14 protein-coding genes are annotated in these 17,844 nt (G+C 32.0%); 6 read left to right on the top strand and 8 right to left on the bottom strand.

All coding sequences use genetic code 11. From position 1 onward, the window contains the following. The first annotated feature begins 212 nt into the window (after positions 1 to 212). Positions 213 to 1,367, top strand: coding sequence for a methionine aminotransferase (locus ACFSSE_RS08805; RefSeq protein WP_379041949.1), 1,155 nt, complete (start codon positions 213 to 215; stop codon positions 1,365 to 1,367). 30 nt (positions 1,368 to 1,397) lie between these two features. Beyond that, on the top strand, positions 1,398 to 2,174 hold the full coding sequence (locus tag ACFSSE_RS08800) for an amidohydrolase (RefSeq protein WP_379041951.1): 777 nt from the start codon (positions 1,398 to 1,400) through the stop codon (positions 2,172 to 2,174). A gap of 280 nt (positions 2,175 to 2,454) precedes the next feature. Here the strand turns inward: ACFSSE_RS08800 and ACFSSE_RS08795 are convergent, their stop codons facing one another. From ACFSSE_RS08795 to ACFSSE_RS08780, 4 genes are all read right to left on the bottom strand, one after another. Beyond that, on the bottom strand, positions 2,455 to 2,751 hold the full coding sequence (locus tag ACFSSE_RS08795; RefSeq protein ID WP_379041953.1) for a hypothetical protein: 297 nt from the start codon (positions 2,749 to 2,751) through the stop codon (positions 2,455 to 2,457). After that, on the bottom strand, positions 2,735 to 2,962 hold the full coding sequence (locus ACFSSE_RS08790; protein ID WP_379041955.1) for a hypothetical protein: 228 nt from the start codon (positions 2,960 to 2,962) through the stop codon (positions 2,735 to 2,737). The genes ACFSSE_RS08795 and ACFSSE_RS08790 overlap by 17 nt, the downstream gene beginning before the upstream one ends. 127 nt (positions 2,963 to 3,089) lie before the next feature. Beyond that, positions 3,090 to 4,262 carry a diaminopimelate decarboxylase gene (gene lysA, locus ACFSSE_RS08785; protein ID WP_379042122.1) on the bottom strand — a complete coding sequence of 391 codons (1,173 nt, stop codon included), beginning with the start codon at positions 4,260 to 4,262 and terminating at the stop codon, positions 3,090 to 3,092. Between the two features lie 2 nt (positions 4,263 to 4,264). Next, a complete protein-coding gene (locus tag ACFSSE_RS08780; protein WP_379041957.1) occupies positions 4,265 to 5,578 on the bottom strand; it encodes an aspartate kinase in 1,314 nt (437 codons plus the stop codon). A gap of 279 nt (positions 5,579 to 5,857) precedes the next feature. Here ACFSSE_RS08780 and ACFSSE_RS08775 point away from each other — a divergent pair, with 279 nt between their 5' ends. Continuing rightward, positions 5,858 to 6,736, top strand: coding sequence for a glycosyltransferase family 2 protein (locus tag ACFSSE_RS08775; protein ID WP_379041959.1), 879 nt, complete (start codon positions 5,858 to 5,860; stop codon positions 6,734 to 6,736). Positions 6,737 to 6,982: 246 nt separating this feature from the next. Here ACFSSE_RS08775 and gltS read toward each other — a convergent pair whose 3' ends face one another. After that, positions 6,983 to 8,182, bottom strand: coding sequence for a sodium/glutamate symporter (gltS, locus tag ACFSSE_RS08770; RefSeq protein WP_379041961.1), 1,200 nt, complete (start codon positions 8,180 to 8,182; stop codon positions 6,983 to 6,985). Positions 8,183 to 8,408: 226 nt separating this feature from the next. After that, positions 8,409 to 10,298: a RecQ family ATP-dependent DNA helicase gene (locus tag ACFSSE_RS08765; protein WP_379041963.1), complete on the bottom strand. Its 1,890-nt coding sequence runs from the start codon at positions 10,296 to 10,298 to the stop codon at positions 8,409 to 8,411. 504 nt (positions 10,299 to 10,802) lie between these two features. On the opposite strand from ACFSSE_RS08765, the gene ACFSSE_RS08760 reads away from it, so the two are divergent. Next, positions 10,803 to 14,048: an amidohydrolase family protein gene (locus ACFSSE_RS08760; protein ID WP_379041965.1), complete on the top strand. Its 3,246-nt coding sequence runs from the start codon at positions 10,803 to 10,805 to the stop codon at positions 14,046 to 14,048. A 75-nt stretch (positions 14,049 to 14,123) separates the two neighbouring features. Here the strand turns inward: ACFSSE_RS08760 and ACFSSE_RS08755 are convergent, their stop codons facing one another. Then, the gene (locus tag ACFSSE_RS08755; RefSeq protein WP_379041967.1) at positions 14,124 to 15,929 is read right to left on the bottom strand and encodes a MutS-related protein; all 1,806 of its coding nucleotides are present in this window, start codon (positions 15,927 to 15,929) and stop codon (positions 14,124 to 14,126) included. Between the two features lie 75 nt (positions 15,930 to 16,004). Then, positions 16,005 to 16,598, bottom strand: coding sequence for an OmpA family protein (locus ACFSSE_RS08750; RefSeq protein ID WP_379041969.1), 594 nt, complete (start codon positions 16,596 to 16,598; stop codon positions 16,005 to 16,007). A gap of 213 nt (positions 16,599 to 16,811) precedes the next feature. Between ACFSSE_RS08750 and ACFSSE_RS08745 the strand changes: the two genes are divergently transcribed. Beyond that, complete coding sequence (locus ACFSSE_RS08745; protein ID WP_379041971.1) at positions 16,812 to 17,192, top strand: response regulator; 381 nt, start codon at positions 16,812 to 16,814, stop codon at positions 17,190 to 17,192. 72 nt (positions 17,193 to 17,264) lie between these two features. Beyond that, the gene (rlmH, locus tag ACFSSE_RS08740; protein WP_379041973.1) at positions 17,265 to 17,738 is read left to right on the top strand and encodes a 23S rRNA (pseudouridine(1915)-N(3))-methyltransferase RlmH; all 474 of its coding nucleotides are present in this window, start codon (positions 17,265 to 17,267) and stop codon (positions 17,736 to 17,738) included. Positions 17,739 to 17,844 lie beyond the last annotated feature (106 nt).

Raw genomic sequence — 17,844 nt, 5'->3', positions numbered from 1 at the left:
GTTTCGCAACTCAAAATTAGAATTATACAGGCCTTTTTTGTATATTATTTGTTCGGACAGTTATGAACTTTAATATACTTTTAAAATCACAAAACCTTTTGCTCATCTTTTCAAAAGGCCAAAATTCTATTTTATCAGTATAATTTTAAATATTTAGCATAAATTGCTAATCTAAAGCAACCCTCATTATAAAATTAATACAATAAAATATCGTGATTAACTTTTCTTCTAAACTACCGCAAACTCAAAACTCCATTTTTTCTGAAATGACGGCTTTAGCCATTAAACATGATGCCGTTAATTTATCTCAAGGTTTTCCAGACTATGATATTGACCCTCAATTAATAAAACTGGTAAACAAACAAATGTTAAAAGGAAATAACCAATATGCAGCAATGCCAGGTTTGTTAAGCTTAAGAGAAACAATATCCAAAAAAGTAGAAACCTTACACCACTCCTATTATTCGGCAGAAACAGAAATAACAATTACAGCAGGTGGCACACAAGCTATTTACACCGCAATTGCAACCATTATAAAGCCCAATGATGAAGCTATCGTTTTTGCCCCTGCTTATGATTGTTATGCGCCAACAATAAAAGCCTTTGGTGGCTTGGTAAAAGCATTTGAAATGGCTCCTCCGTTTTACGATATAGACTGGGATATGGTAAAAAGATTGGTTACAGTTAATACCAAACTCATTATCATAAACTCACCTCAAAACCCATGCGGACGTATTTTCACAGAAGAAGATATGAAGCAGTTAATCATCATCACCAAAAACACCGATATTTTAATAATAAGTGATGAAGTTTATGAACACATCATCTTTGACAATCAAAAACACCTAAGCATTGCCCAATATCCCGAATTAAAAGAACGAGCTTTTATAACCGCCAGTTTTGGTAAACTTTTTCATTGTACAGGTTGGAAAGTGGGCTACTGTTTAGCGCCAGAATTTTTAATGAAAGAGTTTAGGAAAATACACCAGTTTATGGTTTTTAGTGTAAACACTCCTATCCAATACGCATTTGATGATTACTTGAAATCAAAAGAATCTTTTGAAGAACTAACTGCTTTTTTTCAAGATAAAAGAGATTTTTTTAGAAAATTATTGAAACAAACCAAATTCACACTCTTGCGTTGCCAAGGTTCTTACTTCCAAAATGTAAGTTATGAAAATATATCTGACGAAAAAGGCGTTGATATAGCTATGCGCTTGGTTAAAAACCACAAAGTGGCCTGCATACCAAATTCAAGCTTTTACCTTAACAATACCGACTTTAAAACGCTTAGATTTTGTTTTGCTAAAAAGGAAGAAACATTAGAAAAAGCCGCTAATTATTTATTGAATGTAACATCTATTTAGTTTCACCGCTGTAATTAAAAATAAATTACCATGAATGCATTAAAAGTAACGTTACTACAAGCTTATTTATTTTGGGAAAACATAGATAAAAACCTTCAAAACTTAAGTTTAAAGCTATCGGCAATCAGAGAAAAAACAGATATCATCATTTTACCTGAAATGTTTACTACTGGCTTTACCATGAATGTAAAGGGTTTAGCCGAAGAAATGGGTGGTAAAACAATGCAATGGATGCAAGAAAAAGCCAACCGTTACAACGCTGTAATTACCGGTACAATCATCATTTCAGAAAATGGAAATTACTACAACAGGCTAATTTGGATGAAACCCGACGGAACTTATGAATACTACGATAAAAAACATCTTTTTGGAATGGCAAAAGAAGATGAAGTATTTACAGCAGGTAATAAAAAGTTAATTGTTGACCTAAACGGCTGGAAAATTATGCCCGTAATTTGTTACGATTTAAGATTCCCAGTTTGGTTAAGAAACCACAAAGAATATTACGATTTATTGCTAGTTGTAGCAAACTGGCCCGAAAAAAGAGCTAAACACTGGAACACCTTTATCCCAGCAAGAGCGATAGAAAACCAAGCTTATATCATCGCACTAAACAGAGTTGGCCATGATGGTAACGAGATTTATTATTGCGGAGACACCACCTGTCTTGACCCTCAAGGAAATGTAGTGTATTACAAAAGAGACGAAGAAGACCTTTATACTTTTACCATTTATAAAGATGAAGTGGCTAAAACCCGCGAAGCAATGCCCTTTTTAAAAGATGCGGATGATTTTGAGATTTTATAATTAATTGTTTTTTTTTTATAAGTTGTTGATTAATAATAGCTAATGCTGTTTCTATTGTGTGGTTTGGGAAGCCGTTTTATTAATTCGGTTTAATTAATAAAACGGCTTCCCAAACCGCCAGTTTTCTTTCTAAAAAAATCATAATTTAAGATACATTTACCATTTTATAATATTATTATTTATTTTATGAGCGTTTTAACACGCTATACGCTAAACTCCGTTTGCCCGCCAAATGGCTGCTCAATCCGGGGTATCGCTACTATCGTTAACGCATTACATCTTAGCAACAAAAAAAGAGGTTGCTCATAAAACACCTCTCAAATTTAAAATAATAATAAAAATTACTAAATACCTTTTCTTCAATTGTTACTGCTGCAACAACACTAGCTACTAGCCCTGCTGTAACCAAATAACCCGCTATGGTAGTTAATAATGTAGGCAACAAAATCGGACTGGCCAAAATTGCAGTTCCTATCCCTCCAACTATCAAACCTGTGTTAACAATTTTATTAAAAAAATTAGGTGATGGTGAGCTTAAACGCTTTTTTACACTCACTCCTTTAATTGCTTTTTTCATTGTCTTGCTTTTTAAGTCGATTATGAAAAGAGTTTTTTTCGCCTTCCATTCTCCATTCTAAAAAGCTAATTTTCAATAACAGTAACTCATTTGCCGTTTTAGATTCTAATTGTATCAAATTTGCTGTGTTTTGCAAAACACTCACTTCTTTTTGTACACATTTAAAATCTTGGTGCAATTGTCTAATAAACCATGCAATAACAGATAACATAATTGATAATAAGCTTCCAATTAAAATAGAAATATTGATACTAAAATCAATAACTCCCCCTTTCAGTTTTTACATCTTCACTAATAATAATCTGTGTCCTTTTTTGTTTAAACATTAAACTAATGAACTAGGATAATTCTTCCGAAAAAACATGCCTTATATCAGGTCTTAAATTATAAGCCGAAGCCATCACTTCACCATAAGCACCCGTAGTTCTCAAAGCAATTAAATCTCCTCTTTTAGTTTCTGGCAATGCAACCTCTTTTCCAAAACAATCAGAAGATTCACAAATAGGGCCAACAACATCGTAAGATATTTGAGACTCACTTTCCAACTTGCTCAAGTTCTCAATTTTATGAAAAGCTTGATATAAAGCTGGACGCATTAATTCTGTCATTCCTGCATCTAATATGACGAAATTCTTTTTTATCCCATTTTTAATATATAACACCTTAGATATTAAACTACTGCATTGAGCAACTAAAGCTCTACCTAATTCAAAATGAACTTCCTGATGAGGTTTAACTGTTAGAAAATCGTTGAATATTTTAAAATAAGCTTTAAAATCAGGTATTGGATTTTTATCAGGGTTTTGATAATCTACCCCTAAACCACCGCCAACATTTAATACTTTTACAGGCATTCCACGTTCTTCAAACCAAAGCTGCATTTCATTTACTTTAATGCACAAGCTTTTGAAAACATTCATGTCCATAATTTGCGACCCAACATGAAAATGTATCCCTATAAAAGATAAATGCGCACATTTTTTTAAAGTTTCGGCAACTAATGGCAAATCCCAAGAGTTTATACCAAATTTATTTTCATCTAAACCGGTAGTAATGTAATGGTGCGTATGTGCATCAACATTTGGGTTAATTCTGATAGCAACCTTAGCGGTTTTACCTTTAGCAGCAGCAAGTTCATTAATTACCTCTAGCTCTTGAACAGATTCTACATTAAAAGAAAAAATATTTTGGTCTAAAGCATAGTTAATTTCTGTGTCAGATTTCCCAACCCCGGCAAAAACTATTTGCGCTGCATTAAAACCTACCTGTACTGCTTTTTTAATTTCACCGCCAGATACACAATCAGCGCCAAAACCATTTTCTTTGATAATCGTTAAAATTTGCTGATTAAAGTTTGATTTTAAAGCAAAGTGAACATGAAATTTATAAGGATTAGCTGCCTCAGCACATTGTTTTAATGTGTTTTTCAGCAAACTTAAATCATAATAATAAAATGGTGTTTCTTTATTTTCAAAAGAAGAAACAATATCTTGATTAAACATTTTTGTCATCATTATTCAAATAAACGGTTGTGCAAACTTCTTAAAGTTTCCACTTTATCGTCGGTTTTAATTAAGAAAGATAAATTGTGCTCGCTACCACCGTAAGAAATCATTCTTAAAGGGATGTGTTTAATAGATTCTAAAATTCTGGCTCCAAAACCATGTGAATTTGCAGATAAATCTCCAACAACACATACAATAGATTGGTTAACATCAACCTCTACAACTCCAAAATCACTCAATTCTTTGGTAATTTCTCCTAAATATTTAGTCTCGTCAATGGTAACAGAAACGGCAACTTCAGAAGTGGTAATCATATCTATCGGCGTTTTATAACGCTCAAAAACTTCAAATACTTTACGTAAAAACCCATAAGCCAACAACATACGACTACTTTGTATTTTTATAGCTGTAATACCATCTTTTGCCGCAATAGATTTTATTTTACCTTTTTCGCTATGGCTAGATATTAAAGTGCCAAAAGCTTGTGGCTCCATGGTATTTAATAAACGAACAGGTATTTTATATTTTTGTGCTGGAAAAACCGATTGTGGATGCAAAATTTTAGCACCAAAATATGCCAATTCAGCAGCTTCATCAAAAGAAAGATTGGCAATTGGTTTAGTTCCTTTAACAATACGAGGGTCATTATTGTGCATACCGTCAATATCTGTCCAAATTTGAACTTCCTCTGCTTTAATGCCAGCGCCAATTAAAGATGCTGTGTAATCACTTCCACCTCTTCTTAAATTATCAATCTCGCCAAAAGAATTTCTACAGATAAAACCTTGAGTGATGAATAAATTATTTTCATGAGTTTCTGCCAACAAAGGCGTCAATTGTTCGGTAATAAAATCTACAATTGGCTCGTTATCTGCATCTATTTTCATAAACTCTAATGCCGGCAATAATACCGAAGGAACACCAATTTCTTTCAAATAAACATGATACAAAGTAGTTGATAACAACTCGCCTTGGGCCAAAACAACTTTTTCTTCAATAACAGTAAATAAATCATTAGAAAAAGCATATAATAAATCAAAATGATAATCTATTACTTCTTTGCCTTGCGCTAAATATTCTGGATTGCTAAATAACTCTTTAATAAAAACTTCGTACTTATCTTTTAAAGCTTTAATTAATGTATTTGCCTTGGGTTTATCAGCCATTAAAAAAGCCTGAGAAATTTCCACTAAATTATTAGTTGTGCCAGACACTGCTGATAAAACCACAATCTGTTTTTCTTTTGGATTTATAATATCCAACAATTTTTTCATCCGCTCCGGACTACCTACAGATGTCCCTCCAAATTTTAAAACTTTCATTTTGCGCTGTGATTTGAATATTTATATACGTTTTTTTTTAAACGGAGGCTAAATTAGCTAAAAGCTTTAGATTATTTAAAAGAAACCTAACATAATTAATCTAAAAAGCCTTTTTATACTAAAAACCATTTTATTATTATTGAAAGAAAATGTTATTAGTTTTAACACTATTATTAATGATTTTGTTTAAAACAGAAACATAAATTACCGTCAAATAATTTTGAAACTTCAATTTCATTCCTAATACCTATATTTAAAATGTAAAACATTAATTTAACAATGCTAAGCATTTGTATTCCCCATTATAATTTTAAAAACCCCAAACTTTTTGAAGCATTAGCAACACAATGTTTAGCTTTGGATATAGAATTCGAGATTTTAATTATTGATGACGCATCTGAAACAGAAAATAAATTATATTTAACAGCCATAGCCTTACCCTATTTTAACATTTTATTTTTAGAAGATAACATTGGCAGGGCAGCTATAAGAAACTTATTGGCAAAAAAAGCAAAATATAAAAGCTTATTGTTTTTGGATGCCGATGCTGAAATTTTAAAACCTGATTTTATAAAAAACTATTTACCATATATTGATGCTGACATAGTTTGTGGAGGAAGAATTTATGATGCCCTAAAACCCAATAGCCAATATTTACTACACTGGAATTACGGAATTAAGATTGAGCAAAACGCAGAAACTAACTTTCATTCAAATAATTTTCTCATAAAAAAACAGGTATTTAGTACTGTAAAGTTTAATGAAGTGTTAACCAAATACGGATATGAAGATGTGGTTTTTGGAATTGAAGCAAAAAAATATGGTTATCAAATTTTCAATATCAATAACCCAGTAATGCATATTGATTTAAAAAGCAATCAACAGTTTTTGAATGATACCCAAAATGCCTTACAAAATTTGGTTTTCTTGCTTAAGCAACAACCAAACGCAGGTTTACAGCAAGAAGTTAAACTAGTTAAGCAGTACTATAAACTTAGAGCATTTGGTATTACACACTTCTTAAATTTTGGGAATAAATTTGTTTTGAAAAACCTTGAGCAGATTTTAATGGATTCTAAGATTAAGTTTAAGAATACTATACTTGCTATTTATAAGCTGTATTATTTTCATGCTATTATAGGAATAAATCACATGTAAAAGTAATGAGGGAGCAAAGAGTTCTAAACCACCCTCATAATAGATTTTAGGGAGATATTAAAGTTCTTAAATGTAATAATCTTTAATATTCAAAAATTAAAGTCTTAGATTGTGCAACTAACATGTAGCAATCAATACTACCATAAACTTTTAAATTGCATTTTACTTTTTAATAGAAAGCCAATAATAAGAAATTAATTACCAAAAGCTCCAATCAATTATTTTAAATCTTTTACTGGTTAAATTTTAAGACAAAAAGCTTACAAATAGTTTTATAAATACGTTATTTATAATATCTACAAAAAAAGCACCCACCATTGGCACAATTAAAAATGCTTTATGCGATGGTCCATATCTATCTGTAATAGCTTGCATATTTGCAACAGCAGTTGGAGTAGCGCCTAAGCCAAAACCACAGTGTCCAGCGCTTAATACAATTGCATCATAATCACTGCCCATAAATTTATAAGTAACAAACCTTGCAAAAGCAATAAGTAAAACAGTTTGTAAAATTAATATCACCAAAACTTGAGTAGCTAAGCCTTGAAGTTGCCATAACTGTAAAGACATGATGGCAATGGTTAAAAAGAGGTATAAGCCAGTATTTCCAAGGATATCTATTGCATGTTCATTTACAATGTAATTAGAAAAATGAGCAACGGCATTTCTAATTACAACACCTACAAATAAACACCAAACAAAATTGGGTAACTCTATCCATGTTCCCTTTGCTTGCTCATATAAAAACAAACCTAGGGCCAACGCTAAAGACATCATTGTTAGGGTTTCAATCATATTCCGAACACTTATTCTTCTTTTTGAAAGCGGGCTTTCAAATGTTTCAATTGGCTGTTCATGTAGCTCGACAGTATTTGATGGCTTTATTTTGCTTTTTTTAATGAGTGCTTTTGCAACAGGTCCTCCAATTAATCCTCCCATTACTAGTCCGTAAGTAGCACAAGCCATAGCAAGTTCCATTGCACCTTCAATTTGAAAAATATTGGTTAAGCTTTCGGCCCAAGCTGCACCAGTTCCATGTCCACCGGTTAATGTGATGGAGCCTGCAATTAGGCCATAAGCTGGATTTATGTCAAGAATTTTTGCAATGGCAATACCAAATACATTCTGTAATAAAATAAAAACACCTGTAATAGTTACAAATACGAGTAGTGGTTTACCTCCCTTTTTTAACCTCGCAAAATCTGCACTTAAACCTATAGAAGTAAAGAAAAAGAGCATCATTGCGGTTTGCAACGCAACATCAAATTTGAAACTTAAACCCATGGTAAGGTAAAGTGCGTATAAAATGATGGCAACTAAAAAGCCACCAACTACTGGCTCTGGAATATTATAGTCTTGTAGAAACTTGACTTTTTTAACGATAAAAAAACCTAATAACAAAACAATACAAGCAGCAGCTAGCGTTTCAAAAATATTAAATGACATCGTATATATTAATTTGATTGGTTATGATGGAGTCCAAGTTAATAATTTTATATAATTGAAAGGCATAAATAGTACCTCAATTTCTTATAACGCAACCCTCAACCTGCTACTGAGCTACGCCTATAAAGTTAAATGCATTTATAAATATTTTAAATTTGGCCGATGATTTCTTACTCTCTGTTAACTTGCATTGGGAAATATTGACTATTTATAACGGTTAAAATCCTTACAAACCATAAAATCCATCTTTCACCTTTATAACCCCACTATCCAACAAGGTTCTTATCACAGCTAACTTCTCAGTCTCGTTACCAAACTTCACCAATTTCAACAAACTATCAATAGTCAATTTTTCATTAGATAAAATCCTCAAAACTTGGGCAGTAATCTTACTTTCTAAACTTCCGTCTTCATTTCTTTTTTTCGCTAAACAAACATCGCAAACGCCACATTCTTTAGCATCTGCTTCATCAAAATAATTGAGTATTTGTATGCTTCTACATTTTTCTTTTTCAACAAAAGCTAAAATATGTTGCATTTTTTGTTCGTAGTTTTCTTTACGTTCGGCAAAATACTTTCTATCAATTAACAAATCTTCGGTTTTATAGCGTGGCTTAATAAAAGTTAATAAAGGTTGGTTGGTTTGTTGCTGATAGCTTATAATTTCAAACTTATCCAGTTCTTTTAAATAATCAATTACTATTTTTTTGCTCATGTTGTTTTTTTGAGCAATTTCTTTTTCTTTAATGTTTATAAACTGATCAAAAGCACCACCATAACTTCTCAAAACAGATTTTATAAACCCATCATATTTAGAATTTTCTACCTGAAAACGGTATAAATCTTCGCCGTTTACTATAAACTGAATTCTGGAAAGCATCAGCGCACTTTCATTTAGCACAAAATAATCATCATGTTCTAAAAACTTAATGGCACTAATGGTGGTAATTACATCCAACTGAAACTTAGAACAGAAATCGGCAATGTTAAATTCGTAAGTAACGCCCTCTCCCATTTCAAAAGGAATTTGCAAGTAATTACAAATAAAATGGTAAATCTTTTTAATTTCTTCTGTTGGCGGAAAGTTTTGTTCAAACTTTTTCTCAAAACTTAAACGGTCTCTGGGTTGAAACAAAACCACTGCATAGGCTTTTTTCTCATCTCGCCCTGCCCTTCCAGCCTCTTGGTAATAAGCTTCTAAACTTTCCGGAATTTCATAATGCACCACAAACCTTACATTTGGCTTATCAATACCCATCCCAAAGGCATTGGTGGCCACCATCACTTTCACGTTATCAGTTATCCAAGCATTTTGCTTTTCGGCTCTTTCATCTAAATCTAAACCAGCATGGTAATATTGCGCAGGTATTTGGTGCTGATTAAGGTATTTAGCCAGCTCTACAGTATCTTTTCTGGTGCGTACATATAAAATACCGCTACCATTTACACCTTTGCAAACATCTAAAAGTTTCTGTAATTTATTTTCTTGATTAATTACTACATAACTTAGGTTTTTGCGTTCAAAACTTTTTCTAAATATATTTTTAGTTTTAAACTCCAGTTTTTCTACAATATCTATTTGCACTTTTTTTGTTGCAGATGCTGTTAAGGCTAAAACCGGTACGTTTGGGTGTATTTCTCTAAAATCTTTAATGTGTAAATATGGAGGCCTAAAATCATAACCCCATTGCGATATACAATGAGCTTCATCAATAGCTAAAAGGTTTACTTTCATGTGTTTTACACGCTCTCTTACTAAATCAGAAAGCAGCCTTTCAGGCGAAATGTATAAAAACTTTACTGGGCCATAAATGCAATTATCTAAAGCAATATCAATTTCTCTTTTACCCATTCCAGAAACAATAGCAATGGCATTTATCCCTCTATGTTTCAGGTTTTCTACTTGGTCTTTCATTAAAGCGATTAAAGGAGAAATGACCAAACAAATGCCGTCCATTGCCATTGCAGGAACTTGGAAGCAGATAGACTTACCTCCGCCAGTTGGCAATAGGGCTAAGGTATCTTGCTGGTTCATTACAGAATTTATGATGTCTTCTTGCAAAGGCCTAAATTCGTCGTGTCCCCAATATTGTTTTAAAATCTCTTTAATCGGCATTGCTTAAGTTGTTAAACAAAGAAAGTGATTATTTATATGAATTTGATTTGTATTTAGAGCCTGTTTAAAATTTATCTAATAATTTGTTCATGCTTCTTTTCGGCTACAAATTCGTTAAATTTTTTCGATACATTAATTTTTTAAAAGGAACTCAAGAGTGCTAAAGCAGTTTTCGAAATAGTAGCTTTGCTATCTCTCCAAAATTTGCCTCTTTTCGCTAAAAAATAAGCTATAAACATTTTCACAATATAAATTTAAACAGGCTCTTAATAAGGAGCAAAATATTTTAACACGAAAAAACTTCAACACTTTATACTACATTTTGATTTCATTTCTCTACGCACTTTGGTGTTAAATTTATCCCGCAGATTTAGCTGATTATCGCAGATATTTAAAGTGGAAAAATTAATCAAACTTAAACCAAATGTAAAAAAAGCATATAATTCCATTCTTACTCCTCCCCAAAATTTTAAAATTCTTAAATTGCTGCATTAATTACGCATAATGAAAAAAATATCTTTAAACTTCTATTTATTACTGTTTTGTGGGATGAGTGTAATGGCTCAAGAAAAAAAATGGGATGTTGAAAAGCCAACTGGCACTACAAAAACCATCAACTTTACTACAGATGAAGGTACTTACATGAATTTGGATGTAAGTGCAGATGGCAAAATGATTGTTTTTGACATATTGGGAGATATTTATAAAATGCCAATTGCAGGCGGTAAAGCTACTTTACTATCGGGCGGAATGGCTTTCGAAGTTCAACCTCGCTTTTCGCCAAATGGCAAATATATTTCTTACACCAGTGATAAAGGTGGTGCAGATAATATTTGGATTATGAATGTTGATGGCAGCAATCAGCGTCAAGTTACAAAAGAAACTTTTAGGTTGTTAAATAACGCTGTTTGGACACCAGATAGCAAATATTTAATTGCCCGTAAACATTTTACAGCAAGGCGTTCTTTAGGTGCTGGCGAGTTATGGATGTACCATATAGCTGGTGGCTTAGAAGGTGTGCAACTTACCAAAAGAAAAAATGACCAACAAGACCAAGGCGAACCTTGGGTTGCCCCAGATGGAAAAAGCGTTTATTTTAGTGAAGATGTAAGTGAAGGCCCAAATTTTGAATATAACAAAGACCCTAATTCAGAAATATATGCCATCAGAAAATTAGACCTTACCACAGGAGATTTTAGTAAAGTTGCTGGTGGTGCTGGTGGTGCTGTGCGTCCGCAGGTTTCACCAGATGGTTCTCATTTAGCTTATGTAAAAAGAGATCGTTTAAAAACAATTTTATACCTCCAAGATTTAGCAACTGGACAAGAAAAAGCACTTTACTCAGATTTGTCTAAAGACCAGCAAGAGGCTTGGGCAATTTTTGGTGTTTACCCAAATTTTAATTGGCTGCCAGACAATAGACATATTGTTTTTTATGCTAAGGGAAAAATAAGAAAAGTAGATAGTATTACTTTGTATGAAGAAGAAATCCCCTTTTCTGTTGATGTTAAACAAACCATACAAGAAGCTTTGCACTTTGAGCAACAAGTTTTTAAAGATGAGTTTGATGTTAAAATGATTAGGCAATTGGTAACATCACCAGATGGGAAAAAAGTTATTTTTAATGCTGCTGGATATTTGTACACAAAAGATTTACCTAATGGAAAAGTGGAAAGACTAACAGAAGGAACAGATTGGGAGTTTGAACCCAGCTTTAGCCCCGATGGAAAATCAGTAGTTTTTACAACTTGGAACGATGAAACAAAAGGTGCAATTATGAAGTTTGATTTTAAAGGAAAAAAACTTAATAATGTAACATTTGAACGGGGATTTTATTACTCGCCAAAATATAATAAAGCAGGCAATTTAATAGTGTATAATAAAGGAGTTGGCAACATGACTTTGGGTTATTCTTATGGTAAAAACCCAGGCATTTACACCATAGAACCCGAAAAAGGCACTAGTAAATTAATTACAAAATCTGGTATAAAACCTCAATTTAACAGTTTAGATAATCGGATATTTTTTCAGTCTTCTGAGGGTGGTAAAAAGGCTTTTAAAAGTTGTGATTTAAGTGGTGGCGATATTAAAACACATTACACATCAACCTATGCTAACGATTTTATACTTAGTCCGGATGAGAATTGGATGGCTTTTAATGAGCTATTTAATGTTTACATCACACCAATGGTTAGCACAGGTAGCGCTTTGGATTTATCATCAACAAATAAAACTTTACCCTTAAAAAAATTAACCAAAGATGCTGGCTCATACATTCACTGGAGTGCTAACAGTAAAGTTTTACACTGGACATTAGGACCTAATTATTTTTCTAAAGAAATAAAAAATGCTTTTCCGTTTATTGAAAACACAGATGATAAATTACCTGCTGTTGATACAACCGGTATAAACATTGGCTTAAAGCTCCCAACCTATAAACCAGAAGGTAAAATAGCGTTAAAAGGTGCTCGCATCATTACGATGGACGGTACAGAAGTGATTGAAAAAGGTACAATCATCGTTAACCAAAATAAAATTGAAAAAATTGGGAATGAAAATGACGTTGAAATCCCTGCGGATGCTAAAGTTTACAATTTATACGGCAAAACAATAATGCCCGGAATAGTTGATGTACATGCACATTTAAGAACTAGCCCTGATGGTGTTTCACCACAACAAGATTGGTCTTATTATGCAAACTTGGCTTTTGGTGTTACCACCTCTCATGACCCTTCTAGCAACACAGAAATGGTATTTAGTCAAGCAGAAATGGTTAAAGCAGGTAGAATGGTTGGTCCAAGAGTATTTTCTACTGGTACAATTTTATATGGAGCTGATGGCGATTTTAAAGCTGTTGTGAACAATTTAGAAGATGCCCGCTCGCATTTAAGACGAATGAAAGCGGTTGGTGCATTTTCAGTAAAATCTTACAATCAACCTAGACGAGAGCAAAGACAACAAATTATACAAGCTGCCCGAGAATTAAATATGGAAGTAGTACCAGAAGGTGGCTCAACTTTTTTCACCAATATGAGCATGATTACTGATGGACATACGGGTATTGAACATAACATTCCGGTTTTACCAGTTTACAAAGATGTAACTACCTTTTGGGGTGCAAGTAAAACTGGCTATACGCCTACTTTAATTGTAAGCTATGGTTCGCAATCTGGAGAAAATTATTGGTACGATAGAACTAACGTTTGGGAAAATGAACATTTGCTAAACTTTACGCCTAAAAGTATTGTTGATGAACGAAGCCGCAGAAGGATGACCTCAGAATATGGCGATTATGGGCATATTGATGTTTCAAGAGCGGTAAATCAACTTTCTAATGTTGGCACAAAAGTTAATTTAGGTGCTCACGGACAAATACAAGGTTTAGGTGCACATTGGGAATTGTGGATGTTGGCGCAAGGTGGAATGAAACCATTAGATTGTATAAAAGCAGCAACCATTAATGGAGCAAGTTATTTGGGAATGGATAAAGAAATTGGCTCTTTAATAAAAGGAAAGCTGGCAGATTTAATTGTTTTAGATGCAAACCCTTTAGATGACATCAGAAACTCTGAAAAAATTTCTTACACTATGGTTAACGGTAGGCTATTCAATAGTGAAAACATGAACGAAATAGGAAACAAAGAAAGTATGATTAATAAGTTTTGGTGGCAGTTTAGCAAATCAGAAAACTTTATCATACCAGATAGTGAGATTGAAACGCATACCTATACGGTACCAGAATGTGACTAAAATTAAAAAGGCTCAATGTAAATTGAGCCTTTTTTAGCTTTGGGCCTTATGCTTTAAGCTTTGCGCTTTTAAAAATTAATCTATTTGCAAGCCAATGTTTTTCAATAAAATTGAAGCATTAAAAGTTTTGCATTCTCCATCCTTCATTAAGTAATCAAAATACATTTCTTCGCCTTTTATTTGAATATCAAAATGGTAATTTCTTAATTGTTGCGGAAATTCCTTTTCAAGTTCGGCAATTTGCAAATCGTGAGTGGCTATTAAGCCTGGCGTTTGTTGAGCGATTAATTTTTTGATAAAAACTTTGGAACCCAAATATTTATCTCTGCTATTTGTTCCTCTCAACATCTCATCAATTAAAACAAAACTATTTGCATCAATTTTGGTGTGTTCTAAAATCATCTTTAACCTATCTATTTCTGCTTTAAAAGTTGATGTTTGGTTTGATAAAGAATCTTTTATACGCATATAACTTAAGATATTAAAAACAGAGGTTTCAAAAACCTTTGCACACACTTTAGCTCCGGCAAAAGCCAAAACCATATTAACACCTAAAGTACGGAGGAAGGTAGATTTACCAGCCATATTAGAACCTGTAATTACATCAATAGTGATGTTTTGTGCTAAAGAGAAATCATTTACAATCCTATCTTTTTCTTTAATTAATGGGTGGCCTAATGCAATACTTTTGATATGGTAACTATCAACTATTTTAGGGTTTATCCAAGCCGAGTGGTTGTTTGATAAAACTGCCAAACTAATTAAAGCTTCAAATTCAGAAACTACGTTTAAACCATTAATTATTAAACCACTATTGGATTGTTCCCATTTAGCTAATCTTTTTAAACATCTTAAATCCCACTGTAGAAATAGGTTCAAAAACAAACCTACTATTGGGTTTAGCCGGGTATTAAGTGAGTTTAAAATTTTTGCTAATTCGGCTATTTCCGCATGTAAAGATTTATCTGATTTTAAAGTATTTACTTTACTGACTAGCAACTGGCTTTGCCAATTAGTATTTTCAATCCACTTAATATTATCTGCATAACTATTTAAAATGGAAACACTATTACCAATATTTTCGTGAATACTGTCTATTTGCTTTTTATATAACAAATAACCAACAGCACTCATTATTAAACATATTCCTAAAATGCTCCAAAAAAAACTACCGTAAATTGCTGCAATTATAAAAACCAAAACGTTTAAAACAGATATTGCATTAATAAATATGATAACTGATATTACTTTTATAAAATCTAATTTTTTAGGTAAAAAAGCGGTAAAAAAATATTCAATTACTTTTACTTTATCACTCTCAAGACTAAATAATTGAGTTCTGAAATTTAAAATTTCGTTTTCAAGTTTTGATAATTCTTCAACAGCAACCTGTCTTTGTTCTATTTCAGCTTTAGCAGAAGGTTTCTTTAACCAATTAGCTAACAAATCTAAACCTTTAAAACTAACACATCTATTTATGTAAGCAAAGATAGAATGCGCTCCAAAAACATCTAAATCATCCATGTAAAAGTGAGCCTGATTTTGATATTCAGAACCATTGTTATAAATATTCGCATTTCCGTTAATCATATCTAGTTCATTTTGAACCAATTGTAATTTCGTTTTATATAAGTTAAAAAGATGTTGTTTTTTAACTTGCTTTTTAACCAAAATTAAAAAAGCCAATAGCATTAAAACGAAAATAATTGAAAGTGCTTGCAACCCACTTTCAAAAAATAAATACGACAACAAAACAGCAAATGCAAAAACACCTAGTCTTAAATAGGATAAACTATTGATGGCCTTTTTAATTTCTGTAATATTAACATCAAGCTCTTTTACAAGCAAATTGTAATTTTCAATTATATTTTTATCAATCATATTAATAGTTAACCATAAAAAAAACCGCTGAGTAAATCAACTCAGCGGTTTCAAAATTATGCAAATTATTGATTATTACTTCTGTAAGTTAATTTCAACTCTTCTATTTATTACTCTTCCATCCTCTGTGCTGTTATCAGCAATTGGCTGTGCTTCACCATAACCTTCTGTAATTAAAATACTTGCTTTTATGCCGTTATTAACTAAGTAAGCTTTTACAGCATTTGCTCTATCAACAGAAAGAGCCATGTTTCTTTGTTCTGTACCTTCTGCAGATGAATGTCCGTTTAATAAAAACTTAGCGTCACCGTACTTTTTTATTTGTTGTGCTATAACTTCTAAAACTGCATAAGATGAAGTTTTTAATACTGATGAATTAAATTCGAACTGTATGTTTTTTGAGTTAAAAATTGGCGCCGCTTCTTTAGGGCAACCATTATTAGCTGCATCACCTTTAACTTCTGGGCATTCGTCTTTTGAATCAGGAATACCATCTCCATCCGTGTCAACCTCTTTTACAGGCTCAACCTGTTTTGGGGCTTCAACTACTACAACTGGTTCTTCCGCTGGCTTAATAGCAGCTTTTTTTGATTTACAAGAACTGTAATAAACGCTTATTAAACTAAGACTAAATACTATAACTAAGTTTTTTAAATTAATTTTAATCATAAAATTATATTTTTTTATTTATTCTTTATTTTTTACAATGATAACACCAATATTCTTAAAAACTTATTATTCTCTAAAAATTTTTAGTTAAAATAAAGATAATATTGATAAAACAAGAAATGTTTAAAACTCAAGTTTTACGGTTTAAAATAAATTCTTACATTTATTCGTTCCATACTTTAATTAGCAGTTAAGTATTTAGTTAAACCAAATATGCATAATATTTTAATTATAGACGATGAGATAGGAATTTGCTTAATCATGTCTAAATTTCTCACGAAAAACGGATATAAAACTACCACCGCCGAAAGTGGGGCTGCAGCTTTTGAACATCTAAAAAACCAAAAATTTGACCTTGTGTTAAGTGATTTTAGATTAGAAGATACTGACGGAAGAGAAATTTTACGTAAAATTAAATCTGATTACCCAGAAGTTATTGTAATTATGGTGAGCGGTTTTGGAGATCCAAACTTAGCTAATGAGTTAATTAGAATGGGTGCTTACGACTTTATTAATAAACCTATTTATCCTAATGTTATTTTAGAAACCGTAAAGAATGCATTAGACGAGAGAGATGCCAATAAGCTAATTTAGTTTGATGTTTGTTTCTTAATAAATTTTTGGCTTTAACTTTGCTAATAATGCATTATTTAATCTAATTTACCTATGAAGATTACACTTATTGCAATTGGCAAAACAGACGACTCTTATATTCTTGAAGGCGTAGATAAATACCTTAAAAGATTAAAGCATTACATCAAGTTTGATATTCAAATTATCCCAGATTTAAAGAAAACAAAAAATTTAAGTCAGGATGAACAAAAGTATAAAGAAGCAGAGTTGTTTTTAAAACATATTCACCCAAATGATGTTGTAGTTATTTTAGATGAAAGAGGTGTTGAAATGAGTTCGACCCACTTTGCTGACTTAATTAATAAAAAAATGATTGGTAGCGTGGCCAATTTAGTTTTCTTAATTGGTGGACCCTATGGTTTTGATAACGCATTATATCAAAGAGCAAATCACAAACTTTCATTATCTAAAATGACATTTTCACACCAGATGATTAGGTTATTTTTTGTTGAACAGGTTTATAGGGCTTTCACTATCTTAAAAGGAGAACCTTATCACCACGAATAAAACATTATGAATAAGAGAAATTATAAATTTAAAAGTGATACAAACACTAATGAAAAGCGGATTTTCTGGATTTTGATAATTGTTGTGAGCCTTTTTTTTATTGTAT

The organism is Pedobacter alpinus, assembly GCF_042684645.1.
GTDB lineage: Bacteria > Bacteroidota > Bacteroidia > Sphingobacteriales > Sphingobacteriaceae > Pseudopedobacter > Pseudopedobacter alpinus.
This window is presented reverse-complemented; position numbering and strand designations above follow the sequence as displayed.

What these genes read in the sequence shown, in the direction of transcription:
- ACFSSE_RS08790 (WP_379041955.1), bottom strand. Translation starts at nt 2,962, where the DNA reads ATGTTATCTGTTATTGCATGGTTTATTAGACAATTGCACCAAGATTTT.
- lysA (WP_379042122.1), bottom strand. Translation starts at nt 4,262, where the DNA reads ATGACAAAAATGTTTAATCAAGATATTGTTTCTTCTTTTGAAAATAAA.
- ACFSSE_RS08775 (WP_379041959.1), top strand. Translation starts at nt 5,858, where the DNA reads ATGCTAAGCATTTGTATTCCCCATTATAATTTTAAAAACCCCAAACTT.
- ACFSSE_RS08745 (WP_379041971.1), top strand. Translation starts at nt 16,812, where the DNA reads ATGCATAATATTTTAATTATAGACGATGAGATAGGAATTTGCTTAATC.
- ACFSSE_RS08760 (WP_379041965.1), top strand. Translation starts at nt 10,803, where the DNA reads ATGAAAAAAATATCTTTAAACTTCTATTTATTACTGTTTTGTGGGATG.
- gltS (WP_379041961.1), bottom strand. Translation starts at nt 8,182, where the DNA reads ATGTCATTTAATATTTTTGAAACGCTAGCTGCTGCTTGTATTGTTTTG.
- ACFSSE_RS08795 (WP_379041953.1), bottom strand. Translation starts at nt 2,751, where the DNA reads ATGAAAAAAGCAATTAAAGGAGTGAGTGTAAAAAAGCGTTTAAGCTCA.
- rlmH (WP_379041973.1), top strand. Translation starts at nt 17,265, where the DNA reads ATGAAGATTACACTTATTGCAATTGGCAAAACAGACGACTCTTATATT.
- ACFSSE_RS08750 (WP_379041969.1), bottom strand. Translation starts at nt 16,598, where the DNA reads ATGATTAAAATTAATTTAAAAAACTTAGTTATAGTATTTAGTCTTAGT.
- ACFSSE_RS08780 (WP_379041957.1), bottom strand. Translation starts at nt 5,578, where the DNA reads ATGAAAGTTTTAAAATTTGGAGGGACATCTGTAGGTAGTCCGGAGCGG.
- ACFSSE_RS08765 (WP_379041963.1), bottom strand. Translation starts at nt 10,298, where the DNA reads ATGCCGATTAAAGAGATTTTAAAACAATATTGGGGACACGACGAATTT.
- ACFSSE_RS08755 (WP_379041967.1), bottom strand. Translation starts at nt 15,929, where the DNA reads ATGATTGATAAAAATATAATTGAAAATTACAATTTGCTTGTAAAAGAG.
- ACFSSE_RS08800 (WP_379041951.1), top strand. Translation starts at nt 1,398, where the DNA reads ATGAATGCATTAAAAGTAACGTTACTACAAGCTTATTTATTTTGGGAA.